This is a genomic window from Gordonia jacobaea (assembly GCF_965344965.1).
Classification (GTDB): Bacteria; Actinomycetota; Actinomycetes; order Mycobacteriales; family Mycobacteriaceae; genus Gordonia; species Gordonia jacobaea.
This window is the reverse complement of record NZ_CBDRLS010000001.1, coordinates 889,834-912,341: the sequence shown is the minus strand read 5'-3', so window position 1 is coordinate 912,341 and position 22,508 is coordinate 889,834. Positions and strand designations below refer to the sequence as shown.

General features: G+C 65.1%; 23 protein-coding genes. 12 read left to right on the top strand and 11 right to left on the bottom strand.

Annotated elements, in window-relative coordinates; genetic code table 11:
- Window positions 1–136: 136 nt before the first annotated feature.
- From ACRVY7_RS04170 to ACRVY7_RS04145, 6 genes are all read left to right on the top strand, one after another.
- Complete coding sequence (locus tag ACRVY7_RS04170) at window positions 137–775, top strand: hypothetical protein (RefSeq protein ID WP_431816091.1); 639 nt, start codon at window positions 137–139, stop codon at window positions 773–775.
- A 235-nt stretch (window positions 776–1,010) separates the two neighbouring features.
- Window positions 1,011–1,385, top strand: coding sequence for an EF-hand domain-containing protein (locus tag ACRVY7_RS04165; protein ID WP_049698036.1), 375 nt, complete (start codon window positions 1,011–1,013; stop codon window positions 1,383–1,385).
- 45 nt (window positions 1,386–1,430) lie between these two features.
- On the top strand, window positions 1,431–2,369 hold the full coding sequence (locus ACRVY7_RS04160) for an aldo/keto reductase (RefSeq protein ID WP_431816090.1): 939 nt from the start codon (window positions 1,431–1,433) through the stop codon (window positions 2,367–2,369).
- Window positions 2,370–2,450: 81 nt separating this feature from the next.
- Complete coding sequence (locus ACRVY7_RS04155) at window positions 2,451–3,530, top strand: 3-hydroxyisobutyryl-CoA hydrolase (RefSeq protein WP_431816089.1); 1,080 nt, start codon at window positions 2,451–2,453, stop codon at window positions 3,528–3,530.
- A 10-nt stretch (window positions 3,531–3,540) separates the two neighbouring features.
- Complete coding sequence (locus ACRVY7_RS04150) at window positions 3,541–4,317, top strand: enoyl-CoA hydratase (protein ID WP_431816088.1); 777 nt, start codon at window positions 3,541–3,543, stop codon at window positions 4,315–4,317.
- Between the two features lie 86 nt (window positions 4,318–4,403).
- Entirely contained in the window at window positions 4,404–5,324 is a 921-nt protein-coding gene (locus ACRVY7_RS04145; RefSeq protein ID WP_431816087.1) for an SGNH/GDSL hydrolase family protein, read from the top strand.
- A gap of 326 nt (window positions 5,325–5,650) precedes the next feature.
- Here ACRVY7_RS04145 and ACRVY7_RS04140 read toward each other — a convergent pair whose 3' ends face one another.
- Window positions 5,651–7,822, bottom strand: a complete 2,172-nt coding sequence (locus tag ACRVY7_RS04140; RefSeq protein ID WP_431816086.1) for a sensor histidine kinase — start codon at window positions 7,820–7,822, stop codon at window positions 5,651–5,653.
- Window positions 7,823–8,081: 259 nt separating this feature from the next.
- Between ACRVY7_RS04140 and ACRVY7_RS04135 the strand changes: the two genes are divergently transcribed.
- Complete coding sequence (locus ACRVY7_RS04135; protein ID WP_431816085.1) at window positions 8,082–8,777, top strand: response regulator; 696 nt, start codon at window positions 8,082–8,084, stop codon at window positions 8,775–8,777.
- A gap of 375 nt (window positions 8,778–9,152) precedes the next feature.
- On the opposite strand, the gene ACRVY7_RS04130 is transcribed toward ACRVY7_RS04135, so the two are convergent.
- A complete protein-coding gene (locus ACRVY7_RS04130) occupies window positions 9,153–9,704 on the bottom strand; it encodes a hypothetical protein (RefSeq protein ID WP_431816084.1) in 552 nt (183 codons plus the stop codon).
- On the opposite strand from ACRVY7_RS04130, the gene ACRVY7_RS04125 reads away from it, so the two are divergent.
- Complete coding sequence (locus ACRVY7_RS04125) at window positions 9,682–11,262, top strand: cadherin-like domain-containing protein (RefSeq protein ID WP_431816083.1); 1,581 nt, start codon at window positions 9,682–9,684, stop codon at window positions 11,260–11,262. The genes ACRVY7_RS04130 and ACRVY7_RS04125 overlap by 23 nt on opposite strands.
- A 145-nt stretch (window positions 11,263–11,407) precedes the next feature.
- Window positions 11,408–11,611: a cold-shock protein gene (locus tag ACRVY7_RS04120; protein ID WP_005207466.1), complete on the top strand. Its 204-nt coding sequence runs from the start codon at window positions 11,408–11,410 to the stop codon at window positions 11,609–11,611.
- Window positions 11,612–11,678: 67 nt separating this feature from the next.
- Here the strand turns inward: ACRVY7_RS04120 and ACRVY7_RS04115 are convergent, their stop codons facing one another.
- The 3 genes from ACRVY7_RS04115 to ACRVY7_RS04105 form a co-directional block, all read right to left on the bottom strand.
- On the bottom strand, window positions 11,679–13,055 hold the full coding sequence (locus tag ACRVY7_RS04115; protein WP_431816082.1) for an acyltransferase: 1,377 nt from the start codon (window positions 13,053–13,055) through the stop codon (window positions 11,679–11,681).
- Between the two features lie 232 nt (window positions 13,056–13,287).
- Window positions 13,288–14,514, bottom strand: coding sequence for an MFS transporter (locus tag ACRVY7_RS04110; protein WP_049697695.1), 1,227 nt, complete (start codon window positions 14,512–14,514; stop codon window positions 13,288–13,290).
- Window positions 14,511–14,996, bottom strand: coding sequence for a TspO/MBR family protein (locus ACRVY7_RS04105; RefSeq protein ID WP_049697696.1), 486 nt, complete (start codon window positions 14,994–14,996; stop codon window positions 14,511–14,513). The genes ACRVY7_RS04110 and ACRVY7_RS04105 overlap by 4 nt, the downstream gene beginning before the upstream one ends.
- 49 nt (window positions 14,997–15,045) lie before the next feature.
- On the opposite strand from ACRVY7_RS04105, the gene ACRVY7_RS04100 reads away from it, so the two are divergent.
- Both ACRVY7_RS04100 and ACRVY7_RS04095 read left to right on the top strand, forming a co-directional pair.
- Window positions 15,046–15,705, top strand: coding sequence for a GntR family transcriptional regulator (locus ACRVY7_RS04100; protein ID WP_431816081.1), 660 nt, complete (start codon window positions 15,046–15,048; stop codon window positions 15,703–15,705).
- A gap of 54 nt (window positions 15,706–15,759) precedes the next feature.
- Entirely contained in the window at window positions 15,760–16,194 is a 435-nt protein-coding gene (locus tag ACRVY7_RS04095) for a MarR family winged helix-turn-helix transcriptional regulator (RefSeq protein ID WP_049697697.1), read from the top strand.
- Window positions 16,195–16,198: 4 nt separating this feature from the next.
- Here ACRVY7_RS04095 and ACRVY7_RS04090 read toward each other — a convergent pair whose 3' ends face one another.
- The 6 genes from ACRVY7_RS04090 to ACRVY7_RS04065 form a co-directional block, all read right to left on the bottom strand.
- Window positions 16,199–16,531 carry an alpha/beta fold hydrolase gene (locus ACRVY7_RS04090; protein WP_431816080.1) on the bottom strand — a complete coding sequence of 111 codons (333 nt, stop codon included), beginning with the start codon at window positions 16,529–16,531 and terminating at the stop codon, window positions 16,199–16,201.
- On the bottom strand, window positions 16,528–17,007 hold the full coding sequence (locus ACRVY7_RS04085; RefSeq protein WP_431816079.1) for an alpha/beta fold hydrolase: 480 nt from the start codon (window positions 17,005–17,007) through the stop codon (window positions 16,528–16,530). The genes ACRVY7_RS04090 and ACRVY7_RS04085 overlap by 4 nt, the downstream gene beginning before the upstream one ends.
- The gene (locus ACRVY7_RS04080; protein WP_431816078.1) at window positions 17,004–17,849 is read right to left on the bottom strand and encodes an HpcH/HpaI aldolase/citrate lyase family protein; all 846 of its coding nucleotides are present in this window, start codon (window positions 17,847–17,849) and stop codon (window positions 17,004–17,006) included. Before ACRVY7_RS04080 ends, ACRVY7_RS04085 begins: the two co-directional genes overlap by 4 nt.
- Complete coding sequence (locus tag ACRVY7_RS04075) at window positions 17,846–18,715, bottom strand: HTD2 family dehydratase (RefSeq protein WP_431816077.1); 870 nt, start codon at window positions 18,713–18,715, stop codon at window positions 17,846–17,848. The genes ACRVY7_RS04080 and ACRVY7_RS04075 overlap by 4 nt, the downstream gene beginning before the upstream one ends.
- Window positions 18,712–19,932 carry a CaiB/BaiF CoA transferase family protein gene (locus tag ACRVY7_RS04070; protein ID WP_064868943.1) on the bottom strand — a complete coding sequence of 407 codons (1,221 nt, stop codon included), beginning with the start codon at window positions 19,930–19,932 and terminating at the stop codon, window positions 18,712–18,714. Before ACRVY7_RS04070 ends, ACRVY7_RS04075 begins: the two co-directional genes overlap by 4 nt.
- 61 nt (window positions 19,933–19,993) lie before the next feature.
- Window positions 19,994–21,154, bottom strand: a complete 1,161-nt coding sequence (locus ACRVY7_RS04065) for an acyl-CoA dehydrogenase family protein (RefSeq protein WP_431816076.1) — start codon at window positions 21,152–21,154, stop codon at window positions 19,994–19,996.
- A 201-nt stretch (window positions 21,155–21,355) separates the two neighbouring features.
- On the opposite strand from ACRVY7_RS04065, the gene ACRVY7_RS04060 reads away from it, so the two are divergent.
- Entirely contained in the window at window positions 21,356–22,414 is a 1,059-nt protein-coding gene (locus tag ACRVY7_RS04060; protein WP_431816075.1) for an alpha/beta hydrolase, read from the top strand.
- Window positions 22,415–22,508 lie beyond the last annotated feature (94 nt).

The window sequence follows — 22,508 nt, the reverse complement described above, 5'->3', positions numbered from 1 at the left end:
AGTAAAAGCTGTTGCGCCCCTGCGCTGTATCTTCTCGGGTAGTTGCCGCAGCGTATCTTCTCGGGTAGTTGCCGCAGCGTTTGCTGAAGGGCCAGCGTCTGCCCGTAAGGGCAGTGCGTGCCGAAAGGACATCGGGATGTTTCGACGTGGGCCCAATGCGCCGACCGCGTTATATGAGGTCGGCGCGCAACTCGGATGGGCCACGGCCACGTCGGTGGACCTCTCGGCCATCCAGCCACCGACCCACGCCGGCGTCGATGTCCACGATCTCCGGCGACGTGGCGCCCGGTGGCAGGCATGGGCGATCGAGAGTCCCGTCGGTGTGCTGGCCTCCCACCTCGAGGTGTTCAACGACGAGTACGACCAGCCGGTGTACGACGTCGCTGGTCGCGCGGCGCCCGATCACACGCGGGTTGCGTTGCCGCATGTCGAGATCGGATGGCGGTTGGTGCCGTACGGCCATCACCGACTCGCGGGCCGGTTCGGGTCGCCGGGGTCGCACAAGGTGTCGTCGAAGGGCACAGGCATGGCGGTGCGAGTGTCACGCGATTGCGACGAGGCCGCCGTCGATTCGTTGCTCGGCGACCCACGATGGACCGACATCGGCCGTCGCGCACCAGCGATTTCGCGAACCGGGCTGGCGGTGGAGATCGTCGGCGGTCGCGCGGTGGTGTTCACCACGACGGCCACAGCGCCACGCGGCACCGAGCGGTGGCGTGAGCTGATCGCCGCCGAGGAGGTGCTGCACACAATTCTCGACGAGCACCGCAGATGACCGATCGAGGCTGACGAAGGCAGGCGCCGACCAGGGTCGCGATCCGATAGAAAATTCAGCAGCGAAGAGCCTGGTACCGCCCGTGGTGCCGGGCTCTTCGCATGTCTAAGGTGAGGCGTCGGAAAAAGATTCCGGCACGGGGGAACATGTCAGTGCTTTGGCCGCATCCAATGTAATGACAACGCAGAAAGCGTTGACGACCACCGGAGATCCACTCCTCGAAAGGACCATGATCATGGCGACTGCAAGCTACGACACCAACGGCGACGGCTACGTGGATGTTCAGCTCAAGGACACCAACGGTGACGGTTACGCCGACGTGAAACTCCAGGACACCAATGGCGACGGCTATGCCGACGTTCGGTACACCGATACCAATGGTGACGGACGAGTGGATGTCCGTGAGAGCGACACCAATGGCGACGGCTACATCGACACGCAGTACGCCGACACCAACCGCGACGGCTATGTCGATACCGCGAACTACGACACCAATGGCGACGGCTACGTCGATACCGCGAACTACGACACCAATGGCGACGGCTACGTCGACACCGCGAACTACGACACCAACGGTGACGGCTACGTCGACACCAGCTACGGCGTCTAGCGCGCGTCTGCGGCGGCTGACTCAGTGGCGCCTACCATCGGCGTGATGAAACGAATCGCGCTCGGCGCCACTGATGTCACCGTGCCCAATGTCGTCCTGGGGATGATGCGTATCCAGGACCGCTCCGACGACGAGATCCGTGAGCTCGTCGGGGTGGCCCGCGACGCGGGCATCGACTTCTTCGATCACGCCGACATCTACGGCACAGCGCCCGCGCACGGATGCGAACAACGGTTCGCGCAGGCGCTGCGGTTCTCGTCGTCGGAGCGTGAGCAGATCACGATCCAGTCGAAGGCGGGCATCGTCAAAGATGGTCCCTACTACGACTTCTCGTACGACCACATCGTCGAGGCCGTCGACGGATCGCTGCGGACACTCGACACCGACCACCTCGATATCCTGCTCCTGCATCGACCTGACGCACTCGTCGAGCCCGACGAGGTGGCACGCGCCTTCGACGACCTGGCGCAGGCGGGCAAGGTGCGCCACTTCGGGGTGTCCAATCACACGCCACGGCAGATCGAACTGCTGAAAAGGTCTGTGACACAACCGATCGTCGCCAATCAGCTGCAACTGTCGATCACCCACGCGCCGATCATCGCGCAAGGTGTTGCAGCGAATATGGCGGGCGAGGAGCAGGCGCAGACCCTCGACGGCGGGGGCGTCCTCGACTACTGCCGCCTCAACGACATTACCGTCCAGGCGTGGTCGCCGTTCCAGGCCACATTCTTCGACGGTGTCTTCCTCGGATCCGACCGCTACCCGGAACTGAACGCCGTGATCGACAGGCTCGCAGCGAAATACGACGTCGAGCCGATCGCGATCGCCACGGCGTGGATCACGCGACATCCTGCCCAGATGCAGGTGGTTCTCGGCACCACCACCCCCGCACGCGTCGTCGCCGCGTCGAAAGGTTCCGACATCCCGCTCACCCGTCCGGAGTGGTACGAACTGTTCCGCGCCGCCGGGCATCGCGTCCCGTAGGTCGGGCGACTGGCACCCGAATACTAGGATGTGCAAGTATTTGGGGAGAAGGTAGGCGCGCGACAGCGAGGAGTGGCACTTATGACGGATCAGCCGACGGTTCTCATCGATGTGGTCGGACGGATCGGGCAGATAACACTCAATCGGCCCGCGTCCATCAATGCGCTCGATCATCCGATGGCGCTCTCCATGCACGACGCTCTGCGCACGTGGGCGAACGACCCCGCCATCGACGCAGTCGTCGTCGCAGGTGCGGGTGAGCGTGGACTGTGCGCAGGGGGCGACATCGCGGCCATCCATCGAGACGCGTCGAAGCTTTCGTCGGGTGGAGGGGGAGACGACGCGGCGGCCGCGAACAGCCCGTCCGGCCGCTTCTGGGCGGACGAGTACCGCCTCAACCTCGACATCTCGGCCTATCCCAAGCCCTACGTCGCAATCATGGACGGAATCGTGATGGGTGGCGGCGTCGGTATCTCCGCGCACGGCAACACGCGCGTCGTCACCGACAGAACTCGTCTGGCCATGCCGGAGGTCGGTATCGGCTTCGTGCCCGACGTCGGCGGGACATTCCTTCTCGCACGCGTGCCGGACCAACTCGGTACCTACGCGGCGCTGACCGGCGGCACGCTGTCCGGTGCCGACGCGATCGCCATGGGCCTCGCCGACCACTACGTCCTGGCCGAGAATCTCGACGCCTTCCGTGACTCCATCGTCTCCGACGGCGTCGACGCCGCGCTGTCTCGCTACGCCGTGACGCCGCCCGCATCGACGCTCGACGCCGAAAGAGACTGGATACGTGAGGCTTTCGCAGCCGACACGGTGTCGGAGATCATCGAGAGGTGTCGAGCGGTTGGTGTCGAGTCGGCCGATCGTGCCACGGATCGGATTGCGTCGAAGAGTCCGGCCTCGTTGGCCGCAACCCTGTACGCGTTGCGCCACAAGGAATCCGACCTTGCGCAGACGCTGCGTCGTGAATATCGCGTCTCGCTGCGCTTCCTGCAGCATCCCGACATGGCCGAGGGAATCCGCGCGCAGGTGATCGACAAGGATCGCACCCCGGCGTGGACCTCGGATCATGCGTCGGCCGCTGCGTCGCTCGACGCCGTGTTCGCCCCGCTGCCTGCAGCCTGTGAGCTCTCGCTCGACACCACAACCGTCTAGGAGGAATCGAATGTCCGAGTACGAGACGATCATCACCGAGAGTGCCGATGGCATCGGTGTGATCACCCTGAACCGACCGAAAGCGCTCAACGCGCTGAACACCACGCTGATGAACGAAGTCGTCGCTGCGGCAGAGCAATTCGACGCTGATCCGGAGATCGGCGCCATCGTCATCACCGGTTCCGAGCGTGCCTTCGCAGCAGGCGCCGACATCAAGGAGATGTCCGACAAGACCTTCAGTGAAGTGGTCAGCGAGTCGTTCTTCGGCGCCTGGGACAACCTGTCACGGCTGCGCACCCCGACCATCGCCGCGGTGACCGGCTACGCACTCGGGGGTGGCTGCGAACTCGCGATGCTCTGCGACATCCTCATCGCGGGCGACAACGCTGTGTTCGGGCAACCGGAGATCAACCTGGGGGTCATCCCCGGTATCGGCGGTTCGCAGCGCCTGACGCGCGCCATCGGCAAGGCCAAGGCGATGGATCTGATCCTCACGGGTCGTCAGATGAAGGTCGACGAGGCCGAGCGTGCCGGACTCGTCTCCCGCGTCGTGCCGGCCGCCGAATGCCTCGCGACAGCGAAAGAGGTTGCCGTGACGATCGCGGGCAAGTCGTCGATCGCGGCGGGGCTGGCCAAGGATGCGGTGAATCGTGCATTCGAGACGACACTGACAGAGGGTGTGCGTGCCGAACGCGGCCTGTTCTACTCGACGTTCGCCACCGACGACCAGACCGAGGGCATGGCGGCGTTCGTGGCCAAGCGCGAGCCGGATTTCCGTAACCGCTGAACCCGATCGATCGCCGACCGGCGGTCATGAGCGGCGACGGGTGTGGTCGCGATGGTCTGCGCGAGGAATATGGGAAGATCACAGGCGTGTCTCGACGTCTGTTCCGCCGCATGGGTATTGCCGCCGGTGCACTTCTCGCTGCCGCGGCAGTGGTCGTGCCCGGCGTCAGCGGAGACGGCACGTCGCATGGGCCGACCGTCAAGCCAGCCGTCCGTGCCTCCGCTGAGACACCGCCGGCGTATGTGGCGCTCGGAAGTTCGTACGCCGCGGGTCCAGACGCCGTACCGACGCGACTGAACGTCTGCTTCCGCAGCCCCGACAACTACCCCAATCGGGTGGCCAAAGCGATGCGCCTGCGATTGGTCGACGCCACGTGTTCGGGTGCGACGACGGAGAACATCGTCGACAAGCCGCAACGATTCCTCGCGCACAAGCAGATCGACGCCGTCACCCGCAATACCGCGCTCGTGACCGTCACCAGCGGCGGAAACGACATCGACTACATCGGCCGATTGCTCGCGATGAGTTGCAACAACGTCGCGAGCGGCGTCGACAAAGCGTTGGGGCCGGCCGCCAGGAGTTGTCACACAGGGCATCGGATCGCCGCTGAACCCACCGACGCCGACTACGCGCGGGTTCAGCGCCTATTGATCCAAACGGTGTTGGAGATCAAGCTGCGTGCTCCTCACGCGCGAGTGGTGCTCGTCGACTACCCACCGCTCACCGTCGCGGGTGAGGCGCCGTGCGACCTGCTGCCACTCACGCCCGAGCAGACTGCGCAGACGGTGCGGATCTTCGACAGGCTCGCGGACGCCACAGCGCTGGCGGCACACGAGACCGGCGTCGACTTGGTCCAGGCGTCGGTCGCCGGGTCCGACCACACCGTGTGTTCTGCACAGCCGTGGCTGCGGGGGTTCGCTCCGCCGATTCCGTATCACCCGACGACGCGTGGCAAGGCCGGCGTCGCCGACCTCGTCGTCGAATCTCTCGGCGGTCCGGTCGCCTGATCCGGCGCCCGATTTTTCCTGAAAGCCGGCGTCCCAGTCGGTGTCCCTGAAAGCTGGGGCATGTGCGTGAGGCGGGGTGCCTTTAGCGTTGGTCATGGCTCCGGTGCCACCGGGGTGAGGGGGTAGGCCGCCGTCGGACGAATGTCAGTGTGGATGGAGATCTCGTGGGTGCAGGTTGTTGTGACCATTGCCGCCGCTGTTATCTGCCCAGCTCGCGTGGTGCCCTGGGGAGGGGGCCGCGAGCTGGGCGGCGTCTACATCCGAGCGTGACGTTTCGACGACGGTCGGTGCCTCCGAACACGACGGTCGCCGAGAGGGAACCTCCGTCATCTCGGTGATTCGATGAATCCCAGATCAGCGGCCCCCATCTCGGTGACTGTCGTGCGGACGCGGCCATCAGCGTCGACTCCGACCCACTCGCATCGGTCGTCGGCCTCGGCGACCACGCTCACAGCAAACGTGCGGTGCCGTGGCAGCGCACGTATGCGGACTGCGCCGTCCGCCGCTCGGCGGAGCGTGCCGATGATCAGCTCGCGTGTGGACTTGTCGAGAGGATCCGGGGCGTCGCTGTCGGGGCGATCGAGTCCGCGGTCGTCGAGGAGGCTCACCGCGACCCCTCGACGTCGGGCATCGTCGACCGCGGCGTTGATGTCCGGAGTGCACAATGCCCTGGAGCGCAACAGATCTCGTAGCCGCGCCTCGGTGAGGCTGCATTCGGTTCGGGTTGCGTCGTCGAGGCGCTCCCCGCCGCAGAGTCGCAGCAGGAGCGGTCGGGCCAATGCGGTGACCGGTTCGAGTTGTCGGGCGCGTTCCTGGGCCGCGGCACGCGCCGCGGCGACGTTGCCCGCAGCTTCTGCCGTTCGTTGTCGACTGTCGGTCAGATCATGCGCCAGCGTTCGATTGACCCGCGCAAACACGACGCCGATCGCGACGAAGCCGCCAGAGGGGCCGATCAGCAGAATGCCGGGAAGTGCGTTGCCCGTGGCGGCGTACGACCACAGACCTGTCACAGCCAGGGCAACGGCGAAGCCGATGATCGCTGTGGCGGGCCGTCCCCTCATCGCGAGCAGTGCCGCGATCAGTGCCGGTGGGCCGGTCACCCACAGCGGGATCGCCTGCGTGGTGTCTTCGAGTGCGAAGAGGTAGGTGGCGCACATGAGCGCGGGCACCGCGGCGACGAAGAGTGCCGGCAGTGGGCGCAGGACGTCAGTTGCGCCGCCGACCAGGAACGCGACCGCGACCGCCATCATGACGACGATCCCCACCGGGACCCACCAGGGAGCGGAACCCGGATTGAGTGCAGCAGCCGCAGCAAGGACGATGACGATCGACGCAGCGAGCACCCGAGCGGTGGATGAACGCAGGCGGAGTGGGTCGGGTTCATCGACGCGGACGGGATCGGCAGGCCTGTGCCAGACGAGCGTCACGGTGGTGCCCCTGCCGGGACCGGAGTCGACGGTCGCCTCACCACCGACCCGCCGTAACCGTTCCTCGACGGACATCGCGAGTCCGAGCCGCTCACGTGGCACAGCAAGGCGGTCGAAACCAGGCCCGTCATCACCGATGGTGACCTCGATCCCATGATCTTCGACGAGTATTCGGCAGGATCGGCTGCACTCGGGTGGAACGTGCCGAAAGCAGTTGCGAGCGGCCTCCGCGGTCGCGCCGACCAACGCTTCCACGGACACCTGCGGAAATGTCGATCCGGCGGATGCGCGCACGTCGCTGCTCACAGTCATGCCGGGATCGTTGTGCTGCGCGGCCTCGCTGAGCCTGCGCACGACCCCGGCAGGTTCTGGATTGAGACCCGACGTCGTCTCGCGCAGGGCGTCGTCGAGCGCGACCAGCGTTGCGGTTGCGCGAGAGGGGAGTCGAGGCGAGTCCGGGTTTCGTGCGGCCTCAAGAAGAGTGGACATGATCTCGTCGTGGGTGATCGCCCGTGTGAGCGCGCGTTCGGCCAACCGTGCGCGGGTCGCGGCCGTCTGCTCGGCGAGGGCGATCTCAGCGGCAGAGTTGCGGTCGAGGGTGGCCGCGATGCGCAATCCGGACACGCCGAGTGCGAACGGCACGATGGCAAATGCCGCGCTGCACGCGGCGTCGGCGATCATCGTCGCCGGCGACGAAATCCCCTGGGTCACATTGCCGGTGACCTTGATCGTGATCGCGCAGACGATCAGATACAGAGCTGCCGGGGCGGGTTTCCATGCGATCATCGCGCAGATCGTGCCCAACACCACGAAGGGTCCGAGCCAGTAGACGGTGGCATCGTCGAGCGGTGTGCCGTTCCACGCAGGCCACCAGAGGAGTTCCGCCACGAGCACACCGAGTGCTCCGAGGGCGGCCCACCGTCGGAGCCGGACCGGATTGGCCGAGATCAGGCAATGAACTCCGACGATGACGCCCGGGAGTGCCGCACAGATCAATGCCGTCGGAGTCCACCACCACGCCGATATCGAGCGTGCTTGCGCTACTGCGGGAATCAGAAATGGAATGAACACGCAGTAGGCCGCGCCCGCAAACAATCCGTAGTAGCGAAGCGTTCGAGAGACAGCCGTTCGAGAGGCAGCGGAGTCCGCGGTGGGCGATTGGTGCGTGGCATTCTTCGATGGTCGCCTCGCACTGTTCCGACGGAACTCGGACACCGACCGATATGGTCGGGGGAATTGCCGTGCGGTCACCGCCCGCATTATTCCCCCAAGCAGCTCATGCTGTCTCGTAGAGAGCGCATTCCGACCACTTTCCCGAAGGGACTATCCCATGGTGAATTCGGAAGAATCCGAAAGTCAGATCCGGCGAATCGGAGTCATCGATGATCACGATTCGGTGATCGAGGGCTTACGGGGTTTCTTCGCGGATACACGTGACCTGCAATTGGTTGTCGGCGCGCACACCGTCGAAGAACTCCTCGCTCAGGTCGGACCCGGCACTGCCGACATGGGCGTCCCACTTGACCTGGTCGTTCTCGATCTCCGGCTCGGTGACGGGTCGACGCCTGCGCGCAACATCGCCGAGTTATCGCAAGCCGGAGTATCGACGCTCGTCTACACGTCAGGAGACGAACCCTATTTGGTTCGGGATGCGGCAGGCGCTGGAACTCTCGGCGTCGTCCGCAAGAACGCGACGAAGGCAGAGGTGTGCGCAGCGGTGCGTACGGCAGCGGCGGGGTCGACCGTCGTGTCGATGGATTGGGCGGCGGCGCTCGACTCGGACCCGCAATTCGTCGACCTTCCCACGCGACTGAGAGAAGTGTTGGAACTGTACGCCGCGGGCGGATCGGGGGCTCACGTCGCTCGGGTCATGGGCTTGTCGCCGGACACTGTCAACGAATACATCGAGCGCATTCGCAGTAAGTACCGCGAGGTGCATCGCGACGCTCCGACGAAGACGGACCTCTACAAAAGAGCCGTAGAAGACGGCTGGCTTCCTATGCCGCGTCGGAATCCGCCGAAATAGTCGCCTCCGATACGGCAATTGTGTCCCCAAATGATGGGGCTTTCCAGTGATCGCAGTAGTTGGAATCGTTTGCGGTGCGGGCGCGCGCCGCCCGCGTGTCGACTCTGCGCGGCCGACGCGAGGCTTCCCCATCACTGAGGAGTGACGATGACCGAGACCACCCGATGACCGAGACAACACGATGACCCAGGCCAGATGTAGCGGTTCGACTCGCAGGGTGCGGGCGGCGGTGGCGGGTGCCGGGATCGGTGCTGTGTTGTGGTGGGGAGGCCAGGCGACGATCTCCTCGGTTGCACAGGCCGCGCCCGCTGACTCCTCGGTATCGACAGAGGGGCCGACCGGCTCGTCGGACCCGACTGCCACACCACCGGACGCTCACTCGCAGGCCGCGCCCGCGGAGACACCGTCTTCGGATGCTGGTTCGTCGAGTCCTGGTTCCACAAGCCCTGGTTCTACAAGCTTCGGGTCGTCGGACGCTGGAACGACGGACGCTGGGACGACGACGTCGCAGCCCACCGAGCCCCCTACTGCGCCAACCGCCGCGCCGCCTACTACGCCAACCGAGAGTGCTCCACCCGCGGACACGTCGACGCCTTCGCATGTCGCCCAGCCGACAGGGGAGCAGTCTCCGGCGTCGATTCCCACAGAGAAATCCGGTTCACCGTCAGCACCGGCCGCGGCGTCGTTGGGCGACACCTCACCCAGCGACACCACACCACGCGGCGGCACCCCGGACAGTGTGGCGGCCGTGGGGATCCCGACTTCCCACCCCGCGTCTCCGTCGATCGTGAAGTCTCTGTCGGTCGTGAACCCGTTGGCCGGTACCGCTACCGACGCGTCCGCGACGCAGGTGGTTGTCGGTTCGGGTCCCGCGCCGGTGACGACGTCGGGTGGGGTGCGAGTGGTGAATGCGCCGACGAAGTTCATTGCGACGCTGTTCAGCGTGCTGGGGTTCAATCCGCTTGTGGCGCATGACCCAGGCGCCCCCGCGCCGGCGCCTGCGCTGGTTTTCGCGTGGGCGGCGTGGCAGCAGGTCAATCGACGGTTCTTCAATTCGTATCCGACGGTGTCGCCCTCGACGCCGCTGGTGGATGCGTCGACCGGTGTGGTCACCGGGTCACTCGGCGCCAGCGACCCCGACGGTGATGTGCTGACCTACACCGTCCTCACTCAACCCGAACACGGCACGGTGGTGATCAATCCGGACGGCACGTACACCTACACGCCCGATCCCGCATACGCTCATTCGCTCAGCGACACATCAAGTACCGCTACGACGACCGACTCGTTCGCCGTGTCGGTATCTGACGACACATCGTCGAATCCCGTTCACTGGCACTACTTGTCGGCGACCACAACGGAGGGTCAAACGGCCTCGGTCGTCGTGCCGATCACCCCGGAGAACCAAGTCCCGACGTTGTCGGTGACCTCGACCGCGCCGACTGCCGGCACGATTCAACTCACCTCGGGCAGTTGTCCCAACGGGGTGACGGTGAGCTCCGACGGCAAATATGCCTTCGTCGGCGAGACGCTTGCGAACACAGCCGTGATCCTCGACGCCGCCCCCGCCAGCCCCACCTACAACCAGGTCATCGCGGAGGTGCCTGCGAACAGTGCGGCCGGGGCGGTCTCCACGCCGGACGGCAAGACGCTCTACGTCGCCGATCAGAGCTCGAACAAGGTGGTGAACGTGATCGACCTCGATCCGGCGAGTCCCACCAAGGGCACCGTCGTTGCGAGTATCGCCGTTCCAGGTGAGCCCGGCGACCTGACGATGAGCCCCGATGGCAACACGTTGTATGCGACCACCGGCGACGGTGTCATTGCCATCGACGTCACGGGTGGCTCGACACAGGGGACGGTGATCGCGACCTATCCGACAGACAAGTCTCCGACCGGTGTGCTGGTCAGTCCGGACAACACACGTCTCTACGTGACCGGAAGTAGTGTCGTCCGAATCATCGACATCGATCCCGCCAGCAGCACCTACCAACAGGTGATCGGCACGATTGGCGCGCCTGTGGCGACCGGCGCTGCAGTCAGCGCAGACGGCAAGCTCCTCTACGTCAGCGAACAAATTGCACAAGTCGTCACGGTCATCGACGTCGATCCGCAGAGCCCGACCTACAAGCAGGTCCTCGGGACGTACGCGGTGAGCGCGAAGCCGTACGACGTCGCGCTCACCCCGGACGGCACGCGTCTGTACACCGCCAACTCCGATGACACCGTGAGTGTGATTCCGACGGGCGTCGTGACCGGAACAGCGCACGGCTCGGACGCTGACGGAGACACGCTGGCCTATTCGGTCGGTGGTCAGCCGGCCCACGGCGCGGTGGTCATCGATCCGACGACTGGCGCGTGGACCTACGCACCCGGCGTTCCGGGCTCGAGCACCCCCGACAGCTTCGTGATCACGGTCGACGACGGCCACGGCGGCGTCGTATCGCAGACGGTCGCGATAAACGCCCCCTCGGTCTCGGTGTGATGGGCCGATTCACCCCGCGGAATGTCGTCCGCTCGAAGGGATTCGTGTCCTTGTGGACATCGGATCGTGGAGAGGCCCCAATGTGTGACACACTAGAAGTCGGGTCGTCGAACTGACGGCTCAGCAAAACAGGAAGAGAAATTGCATGACTCAGGGCACCGTCAAATGGTTCAACGGCGAGAAGGGCTTCGGCTTCATTGCTCCCGATGACCAGAGCCAGGACGTGTTCGTTCACTACTCCGCCATCACGGGCAGCGGCTTCCGCAGCCTCGAGGAGCAGCAGCGCGTCGAGTTCGACGTCGAACAGGGCGCCAAAGGACTTCAGGCCACCAACGTGACCGCTCTCTGATTTACATCAGACACAGGTAAAAAGCCCCGACGATGTCGTCGGGGCTTTTTCGTGCACGCTGGTTTTTTCAGACCGGCTGTTCGGTGAACTCGTCGTCGCGGTTGCGCCACTGATGCCACGCGACGATCCCGGCGGAGATCGCGAGTAGCGCTCCGGTCGCGGCGAACAGGTAGCCGGCCCAGACGTCGAACACCTCTGAGGCGATCACTCCGCCGACGATCGCCACCGCCGCGACGGCCAGCGATCGGCCGACATTCTGCGAGCGCCAATCGAGGCGATTTCGACCGGTGGTGATCAGGCTGATGGGGCTGCGTCGAAGCACCTCGACCACGAAGATGGTTGCCGCGACGGTGGCCGCGTAGGCAAAGATCACGCGCGGAACACCGGGCCACGACGCCGGTGCGATGGTGGGCAGCAGCGCGCTCAGCGCGAGGGGATGCGCGAGGTAGATCCCGAACGATCTGTCCGACGCCGTGCGGAGAATCTTGTCGGGGACCGACCCCGGTGTTCGACGCTGCTGCCAGATGGTGCCCAGGCAGTAGAGCATCATGATGATCGCGATGAACGCGTAGACGTTGTGCGGCAAGAACACGTTGGTGGCGCGTGCGACGGAAGTGCCGGTCGACGTGATGTGCAGGTAGTACGCCAGCGTGGCGCCGATGGTCGCGACACACGCCGCGAGAAGTGTCCAGCGCCAACGGATCACGAACGCCTGGAACGCCTCGTAGTGCATGGCAGCGACACATCCCGCGAGGATGAAGAACTGATACGGGAAAATCGTGATGACCAGGTGCGTCCAGATCACGCCGCCGACGCCGTCGGCGAAAATGTCGAGCGGCGGACGGACCATGAGGTACATCAACGTCACCTGGATCGCGAAGCTCACGATCAACTGGTAACGGTGAAAACCCCACGTGCGCTTGAGGATCGCGAGGATGAGCGGGAAGAACAGGTAGATCTGCATGCTCACCGACAAGAAGTACAGGTGATACATCGCGTTGCCGGTGATGAGGTCGTAGCCGATGCTCTTGGCTGCGGTCACCATCGAATGTTGATCGGCGACAATGCCTTCCAACGTCTCCATGCCGCCGATACGGTATCGCCCGTACACCCAGTAGAACAGTGTCCACGTCACGAAGGGCAGACCGATGAGCTTGAATCGACGGCGCCAGAAGCTGATCGGTTCGAGGCTGCGGTTTCGGTACTGATACGTCAGCACAAAGCCGGTGAGCGCGAAGAAGCCATATCGGGTGTAGCGAAGAAAGACCTCGACGGAGCCTGCGGCAACACTTGTCGCGGCGGTGATGCCGATCGTGACGTGATCGAGGATCACGCCTCCGAACGTCACAAGCCGGACCAGATCGATCTGATACAGGTGCTTGTCGCGGCGGGGTTTTTCGGTAAGCGTCGGCTTCTCGATCAGCGACGGCTTTTCGGCCAGCACCGTCGTGTCCGCTTTGTCGCTTTCGGGGGAGCCTTCGGGTTCTGGCAGTCGCGGCGTCGTCTGCTGGCTTACGATTGCTCACCCTCCGTTAACCCGGCGACCAGAGATCATGAGTCGCCCTAAATGGTGTGTTGCATCGAGGAACGGTACTCCCCGATCCTGTGATTCTTGCTGTGAGATAGCTGTCGGGCCTAATCGACGTCCGGTTTGCGCCGAATCGGGTAATTGCTGGTCAGCGGGTGCGCCGCCACACCGCGAGCCCGATTGCCGCGGCGACGAAGCACGACGCCGCACCTACGGCGAGCCCCGTGCGAGCCCCGGCCACCTGGGTGATCGCACCGATCAACGGCCCGCCGATCGGCGTCGACCCCATGAAGGCGACCGACCACAGTGCCATCACCCGACCGCGCATCTGCGGGCGTGAGTTGAGCTGAAGCGTCGCGTTGCCCGTCGACATGAACGAGACGCTGAGCCAGCCGACGAAGAACAATGCGACGATCGCCAGCCACAAGCTGGGTGCTGCCGCTGTCACCGCGATGGTGATGCCGAATCCGGTCGCGGTCACGATCAGCGTGCGCAGGCCTGTGGTGCCGCGTGCGGCGACGATGAGGCCGCCGACGACCGCGCCGACGCCCATCGACGACGTCATGAATCCGAAAGCCTGCGGTCCGCCGTCGAAGACGTCACGGGCGGCAACGGGAAGCGACACCTGGAACTCGTATGCGAGCGTGCCGACGAGCGCCATCATGACCAGCGGAACCCACAGGATGGGTTTGCTCCGGACGTAGCGCAGGCCCTCACGGAGCTGTCCCTTGGCGCGGGGGACGGGAATCTCGTGGGAGATCTCCGAGGTTCGCATCGCGACGAGTGAGACCACAACCGCGACGAAGCTCGTCGCATTGATGACGAAGCACCATCCGGCGCCCACTGCTGCGAGTAGTACGCCCGCCACCGCGGGACCGATCGCTCGCGCGGCGTTCACCATGACGGAGTTCAGGGTGACCGCGTTGCGGATCAACGATTCGCCGACGATCTGGTGGATGAAGGCCTGTCGCGCCGGATTCTCGAATGCGTTGTTGAGTCCGAGGAGTAGCGCGAGGATCGCGATCTGCCACACCTCGATCCAGCCGCCGAGTGTGAGGATCGCCAGCACCAGCGCGAGCACACCCATGATCGACTGCAGAAAGATCATGAGCAGACGCCGGTCGACGCGGTCGGCGATCACGCCCGCATACGGCCCGATGATCAGGATCGGTAGCGCCTGCAGAGCGACGATCAGACCGAGGATCGACGACGACCCGCTGAGCGTGAGCACCAGCCAGGCCTGCGCCGTGGCCTGCATCCACGTCCCGATCAGCGAGACCGCCTGACCGCCGAAGTAGAGGCGGTAGTTGTGTACCGACAGTGACGCGAAGACCCCGGTCGACTGCGCGGGTAGTGGCGACGTCGGGGCGGTCAACGCTGCGCGCGATTGAGCCGCCAGACGTCCGTCGACAACTTCGTCGCGAAGCCGCACCACAGCGGGTACGGCGTCAGCGCGGCCCCCGCGCCCGGCGAGACCTTGGCCGTGCGCCGCGCGAGGTCGGCGCTGCTCGCGGTCAGTGCCAACGCGGTGATCGCCGACGCTCCGAGTCGGTGCGCGCCGAAGAATAGCCAGCTCCAGCCGGCGTTGAGCACCAGATTGGTCCCGAGCGCTGCGATGTACTTCTTCGCCTCGGCGGCGTCGTGTTCGTTCAATTCGTCGATACTGATCGCCGATGTCACCGCGATGTCGGCATAGAGTGCGGTCCACACGATCGGGAATGCGAGATCGGGTGGCACATACGACGGCTTGTTCAGTTTCGGGTACCACGACTGCAGTGCCGAGCGAGACGCGATGCTGCCGACGGCTGCCGCTGCTGCGGTACCCAGGCCCGTGGCGAGAAGTGTTGTCAGACGCACTCCATCGACGTTACCGCCGCGCCCAACTCAATAGACTATATTGTTTGCCATGAGTGCCGACGTTCCCGCACGCACCCGCAGGCGTCGGCCACGACTCTCCGACGAGGCGGCCGAGCATGTGCGCGAGCTGATCGTCTCCGGTCAACTCGAGCCGGGACAGTTCATCCGTCCGGAGACGATGGCGGCCGAACTGGACATCTCTGCGACACCGATGCGTGAGGGACTCCTGACCCTGCAGAGCGAAGGCTTGCTGCGCGTCGAACCGCGCCGCGGCTTCATGGTTTCTCCGTTGAGCGCCAACGACATCGAGGATGTCTTCGTCGGGCAATCGCTTCTCGCAGGTGAATTGGCCGCGCGCGCCACCTCACGGATGTCCGACGACGAACTCGACGCGCTCGAGAAGATCCAGGCGGATCTCGAACATGCCGCTGACACAGCAGATTACGACGAAGTGGAACGACTCAATCATGTGTTCCACCGGTCGATCTACTCTGCCGCCGGCTCTCCGAAGCTCTCGTGGATGATCAAGGGATCGCTCAACTATGCGCCGCGTCGGTTCTTCGCCTCGGTCGACGGGTGGCCGCAGGCGTCGGCCGCCGACCATCGGGCGATCATCGCGGGGTTGCGTGCTCGCGACGGCGAGGCCGCACGGGCGGCGATGGTCGACCACATCAGGAACGCAGGACACCTCCTCGCCGCACAGCGGTGACGAGGGCGTTACCGGCGACTTACGGATTATGTGCAATCCGCCTAGGATGAGGGCATGGCGGGTGAGGGTGAGACAAGTGTCGAGGTCGCAACCCGCCTGTTCGACCTGTTGACCGACGCGCTCGAACGCAGAACCCGAGACCTGAGCATCGCCGGCTCGTCGACGCTGTTCAGTTTGTGGCGCTGGGGGCCTCGGCGCGCAACGAGCCTCGCCCTGCTCGAGGGTCTCAACCAGCCTGCCATGACCGCGCTCATAGCCTCGCTCGAACGCTCGGGAATGGTCGAGCGCCGTCCAGATCCGGCCGACGGGCGGGCGTCGCTCATCGCGATCACCGATTCGGGTACCGCCTACATCGAGGAGCGAGTGCGTGAGCACGTCGAAGCCCTCGCAGTGGGAATCGACGGAATGTCGGAGCGTCGGAGGTCTGAATTGTTCTCGGCGACAGACGCTCTCGCTGAACTCGCCGATCGACTCCGCGCCGACGGCTAGTCCGCTAGTCGTCGAGAAAATTCATCACCAGCGGACTGGCCTCTGCACGACACTCGTCGAAGTAGGCGTGCCGTGCGCCGTCGAAGACGTGCGTCCTGGCGTCGGGAATGGCCGACGCCAGGATCTCGGCGTTGACGACCGGTGCAAATCGGTCGTCGGAGCCGTGGAGGATGAAGGTTGGCGCGGTGATTTCCGGCAGGTGGTCCCATGCATCGTGAGAGTCGCTGGCGCGCAGGTGTTGTCGGCGTGCGCGTGGCGTCATCGTCGGGTCACCGAGAACTGTGTACGGCCCGGGGTTGGCCGACTGCCATTCGGGCGTGTACATCAGATCGGTCATGACCTGCGTGGCATCCGGGCCGGCCAGGGCGCGACGGACCGACGAATCCCGTTCGCGCGCATGGCTTCCTCCGGGAGTTGTGCAGCCGAGGACGAGTCTGCGGACGCGATGGGGCGCGGAGTGGCGATCCACTGCGCGGTGCGCCCGCCCATGGATGTGCCGTAGACGTCGAATCGGCCGATCGACAACGCATCGAGCACCGACAGCGCATCCTGCGCGAATAACTGCGTGCTGTAGTCGCCGTCGGGGGAATCGCTTGCGCCGGTGCCGCGATAGTCGAAGGTGACGGTGGTGCGGTGGCGCGCGAAGTCGTTGCGGGTGCGGTCCCACCAGTGATGGTTGTTGGACTGACCGGGTAGGAGGAGTAACACCGGTCCGCTCCCGCGTACCTGGACGGCCAGGCGGGTGCCGTCGGACGCCCGGGCGGTCTCGTGATACTCCTGCACGGGAACCATTCTGACAGCACCGCTGGTCATGATCGGACCGCGGCGAGTATCTGCTGCGCGCGTGCGACGACGGGCGGATCGACCATGTGGCCGTCGACAGCGACAGCCGACCCGTCGGCACGCGTGGCGTCGACGATCCGCCGTGCCCACGCGACCTGATCATCGGTCGGTGCGAGGCTGTCGTGCACCGCAGCGACTTGGCTCGGGTGGATGCAGAGCTTGCCGCGCAAACCGATTCGCGCGGCGTATCCCACATCGTCTGTGAGCTGCTCGGTGTCGCGCAGCGCCGTCGTGACCCCGTCGACGGGCGAAGCGACGCGCGCCGCAGCCGACGCGAGAACCAGCGTCGACCTCGCGTTCAGTAGCGCCTCGCGATCGTCGGGGTCGACGCCGAGTTCGGCCGCGAAATCGATGGCGCCGAAGGCGACGCGTGCGACGCCGGGTGTCGCGGCAATCCGAGCGGCGTTGAGCACACCGACCGCGGTCTCGATCAGCGGGATGACCGGAGCCTCCGATGCCGCGGCCACCTTCCAAACGATCTCCGGCGATTCGGCTTTGGCGATCATGGCCGCTGTCCCGACCGTGCTGTGTGTGCCCACCGTGCTGTGTGTGCTTACCGCGCCGAGCATGGCGACGTCGTCGTCGAACCATGTCGTGTCTGCGCCGTTGATCCGGACAACTGCGGGGTGTCCGGCCGACAACCACTGGGCAACATCGGATCTCGCGGCATCCTTGTCGTCGGGCGCCACCGCATCCTCGAGGTCGATCACGACGACGTCGGCGCCTGCCGCCTCGGCCTTCGCGAAGCGATCGGGGCGGTTTCCGGGAACGAACAGGAAGGTCCTGGCAGCGCGGACGAGGTCGACGTTCATCCCAGCGTCCCCTGCCCGGTGACGTGCACCGTGTCGGTACCGCTGACGATCTTCAGCTCGATGTCACCGCCGTCTCCCGATGGCCGGCCTTCGAGGCGGAAGGCGTCGCCGAGGAACAGGGGCTTGCGTAGTCGAAAGTCGAAGCTGCGCAACGATTGTCCTGACCTCGCCCGCACCAGCTCGGCCAGGTAGGTCGCGAGAAGTGGGCCGTGAACCACGAGGTCGGGATAGCCCTCGACCTGCGTCACGTAGGGCTGGTCGTAGTGGATGCGGTGTGCGTTCGACGTGAGCGCCGAGTAGCGGAACAGCAGGGGAGCGCTGGGCGTCGGCTCCGCGGTCCACGCGGCGTCCGTCGGACCGAGTTCGGAGACCTCACGCTCAAACGGGCGCGACGATCCGGAGTCGCTGCGGTACACCAGGTCCTGATCCTCGACGAGGGCCGTCCGGTCGTCTTGGATGTACTTCGACCGCACCGTGACGAACAGCATATCTCCTGTGCGGCCGTGTTTTTCGGTGACCGCGTGCAGGCTCGTCCGTTTCTGTGTGGGCGTACCGAGGCGGAGCGGTTCGGCGATCCGGATCGACGACCCGGCGAACATGCGTCGTCGGTCGGGGATCGGTGGGAGGAAGTGGCCATCCGTCGGATGTCCGTCGGGGCCGAGTTCACCGGTGGGGGGCCACTCGGAGAAGTAGACCCACTGCCAGGTCATCGGGAGTTGTGAACCCGCGCTGAATGTTTCGTCCAGGTCGAGGGTGGCCGCCAGGCGTGATGCCTGTGCGGGATCGAGAGCGTCGGCCTCGACGACGGGCTGCGGTGCCCAGTTCTCGACGTAGCTGCTCAACGTGGTGGTCGCGGTGTCGGTCACGAGGTGCCTCCCTGTGCGGTACCGGTCTTCTGTGTGGGTGCACCGAGCACGCCCGACGAGAGGAGTGCGTCGATGTCGTCGTCGGATGCGCCCAGTTCGCGGGCGATGGCGATGCTGTCGGCGCCGAGCGCCGGAACCGGGTCCATTCGCGCTTCGTCACCGAAACCGATGGGCGGCAACAGAGCTCGTATCGGTCCGCGCTCGGTGTCGACGCTGCGCCAGCGGTCACGGCCCGCCAGAACCGGATGGTCGAGGAACTCCGAGACGGTGTTGACTCCGCCGAAGGCTATCTTCGCCTGCTTGAGTCGGGCGGTCAGTTCGTCTGTTGTCATCCTGCCGAAATGCTCGGTCACCGCGGCGTCGACGGCCTCGCGATTGGCCACCCGCAACGTGTTCGACGCGAACCGTGGATCAACGGCGAGAGCCCCGTCGTCGAAGACGTTCTCGCACAGCCGTTGCCACTCCGGTTCGTTCTGAATGGCGAGGAGAAAGATGTGTCCGTCCGCGGCGGGGTACGGGCCGTACGGCGAGATGGTGGCGTGCGCGGCGCCGAAGCGTCCCGGTTGTCTGCCCGCGCCCTGAGTGAAGTGGGCCGGCTGGCCCATCCACTCGCTCAATGCCTCGAACAGCGAGACCTCGAGGGTGGCGCCCTCGCCGGTCACCTGGCGCTGATAGAGCGCCGCGAGCACTCCGGAGAATCCGTACATCCCGGCGGCGATGTCGGCGATGGAGACACCGACCTTGGCGACGTCGTCGGGAGTTCCGGTCATCGACACCAGACCCGTCTCGCATTGCACCAGAAGGTCATACGCCTTGCGATCAGCCCACGGTCCGGTGCTGCCCCAGCCGGTGATGGAGAGCACGATCTTGCGCGGATCGCGCGCTCGCACCTCGTCGGCTCCGAGCCCCAGTCGTTGCGCGGCACCCGGCCCGAGGTTCTGGACGATCACGTCGGCGCGATCGGCCAACTCGTGCAGCATCTTTGCGCCCGACTCCGATTTCACGTCGAGTGCAACGGACTCCTTGGAGCGGTTGAGCCACACGAAGTAGCTGGCAAGACCGTCGACGGATTCGTCGTAGGCGCGGGCGAAGTCGCCCGTACCGGGACGTTCGATCTTGATCACACGCGCGCCGAGATCGGCGAGCTGTCGAGTCGCAAACGGTGCTGCGACAGCGTGTTCGAGCGACAGGACCGTCACTCCGGACAGGGGGAGCATGGTCTCACCTCCGCGGCTGGTTGGATTCTGGAAGTTGGGCTGGGGAGTCGGGTTGCGGTGATCAGATGTCGAGTCCGCCGCGCTTCACGAGTTGCTTGGCGATGACGTTCTGCTGGATCTCGTTGGTGCCCTCGCCGACGATCATCAGCGGTGCGTCACGGAAGTACCGCTCGACGTCGTATTCGGTGGAGTAGCCGTAGCCGCCGTGGATGCGAACGGCGTCGAGCGCGATCTCCATCGCGGTCTCCGAGCAGAAGAGCTTGGCCATTCCGGCCTCCATGTCGGCGCGTTGTCCGGTGCCGACGCGGTCGGCGGCGTCGAACAGCAGGCTGCGGGCCGCAGCGAGTTTTGTTCCCATGGTGGCGAGCATGTTGCCGACGGCCTGGTGCTTCCAGATCGGCACCCCGAAGCTCTCGCGGTCCTGTGCATAGCTCAGCGCGTCGTCGAATGCTGCTCGCGCGACACCCGTGGCGCGTGCGGCGACCTGGATGCGGCCGACCTCGAGGCCCTTCATCATCTGGGCGAAGCCCTTGCCTTCTGTGCCGCCGAGCACGGCGTCGGCGGGCACGCGCGCGTCGGTGAAATTCAGTTCGCAGCTCTCGACGCCCTTGTAACCGAGCTTCGGCAGGTCCTTGGACACCTCGAAGCCGGGCACCTTCTCGACGAGGAGGATCGAGACGCCGGTGTGCGCGGGCTGGGCCTTGGGGTCGGTCTTGCAGAGCAGTGCGACCAGGTCGGACTTGCGGGCATTGGAGATCCACGTCTTGGAGCCGTTGATCACGTACTCATCGCCCTCACGGATAGCGCTGGTGCGCATGGCCTGCAGGTCGGAACCGCCGCCGGGTTCGGTCAACGCCATCGTTGCGCGGATCTCGCCGGTTGCCATGCGCGGTAGGTACATCTGCTTCTGCTCCTCGGTGCCGAAGGTCAGGAGAAGCTTGGCGACGACGGTGTGCCCGCCCATCGCTCCCGCGAGACTCATCCAGCCGCGGGCGAGTTCTTCGGTCACCCGCGCGTAGCAGGGCATGGAGACCTGGGCGAAACCGTACGGCTCGGGGATGGCAAGCCCGTAGATGCCCATCTCCTTCATCTGCTCGATGAGGTCTTCGGGGTAGGTGTTCGAGTGCTCCAACTCCCGCACCACCGGGCGTACCTGCTTGTCGACGAAGTCGCGAACGGTCTTGATGATGGCTTCTTCTTCGACGCTCAGCGTGCTGGTCATGGGAGCTCCTTCAAACGATGTCTATTAAAAATATTCTATAGAGTTTGCGGGGAGTTGTCACCACCTTCTACGTCTAGGGGGCGACACGCTCGGCGTATGCCGTGGTCACAACTGCCTAACGACGCCCCTGAGCATTTGGCGAGGCTCGGCGGGCGGCAGTAGCATTTGAGGCTGTTGTTATTGGTGTGACTAAAGGGGCTGATGGTGCGACTTCGTGGAGTTCGGTGTGCGACGGCTCTGACCGCGCTCGCGGCTGTGATCGTCGGCGCTGCCACGATGAGCGGAGTCGCCGCAGCCGACCCGACGCCCGTTCCGCCCCCGTCCAGCATTCAGACCGTCGTCCATGACTCGCCGCTGCAGTCGACGCTGATCGTCTACTCGGCGTCGATGAACAGGGCAATCCCCGTCACGGTGCTGCATCCGAAGGACACCAGTAAGCCGGTGCCCACCCTCTATCTGCTCAATGGCGCAGGCGGAGGCGAGGATTCGGCGACATGGGCAGCCAAGACGTCGTATGCGCAGTTCTTCGCCGACAAGAACGTCAACGTGGTCACCCCGATCGGCGGTGCATTCTCGTATTACACCGACTGGCAGCGCGACGACCCGGTTCTCGGCCGCAACAAGTGGCAGACGTTCCTGACCAAGGAACTACCGCCGCTCATCGACAAGGAGTTCAAGACCACCAAGGCCAACGCGATCGCCGGCATCTCGATGGCCGGTACGTCGGTGCTCAATCTCGCGATCGCAGAGCCCAAGCTCTACAAGGCCGTCGCAGCCTACAGCGGGTGTGCACGAACCAGTGATCCGCTTGGGCTGCAATACATTCGGATGGTCGTCGGCGATCGCGGACGCGGAAACATCGTGAACATGTGGGGCGTACCCGGCGGTCCGGGGTGGCGGGCGAACGATCCATATCTGAACGCGGCCAAGCTGCGCGGTACCAAGGTCTACATGACCAGCGGCACGGGGCTGCCCGGCCAGTACGATCGGCTCGACTCGCCACTGATCAACGGTGACCCGGTCACTCTCGCCAACCAGGTCCTGCTCGGTGGGGTCATCGAGGCGGCCGTCAACAACTGCACCCAGCAGATGGTTGCGCGTATGAAGCAGCTGAACGTGCCCAACAAGGTTCTGACCCGATCGGGCGGGACGCACTCCTGGGCATACTGGGAACAGGATCTCCACGACACCTGGCCGATGATCGAGGCCGATCTCAACGCCAAGCCCGCACCGGCCGCAAAGGCTGCGCCGAAGAAGTAGGGTTTGCTCTAACGCCGGGCATGCGGCCCGGCCGTCGACTCTCCGCTCGGCCGCTCTTCCACGCAGAGTTCGCACCTCTCGCGGTCTTCTCATG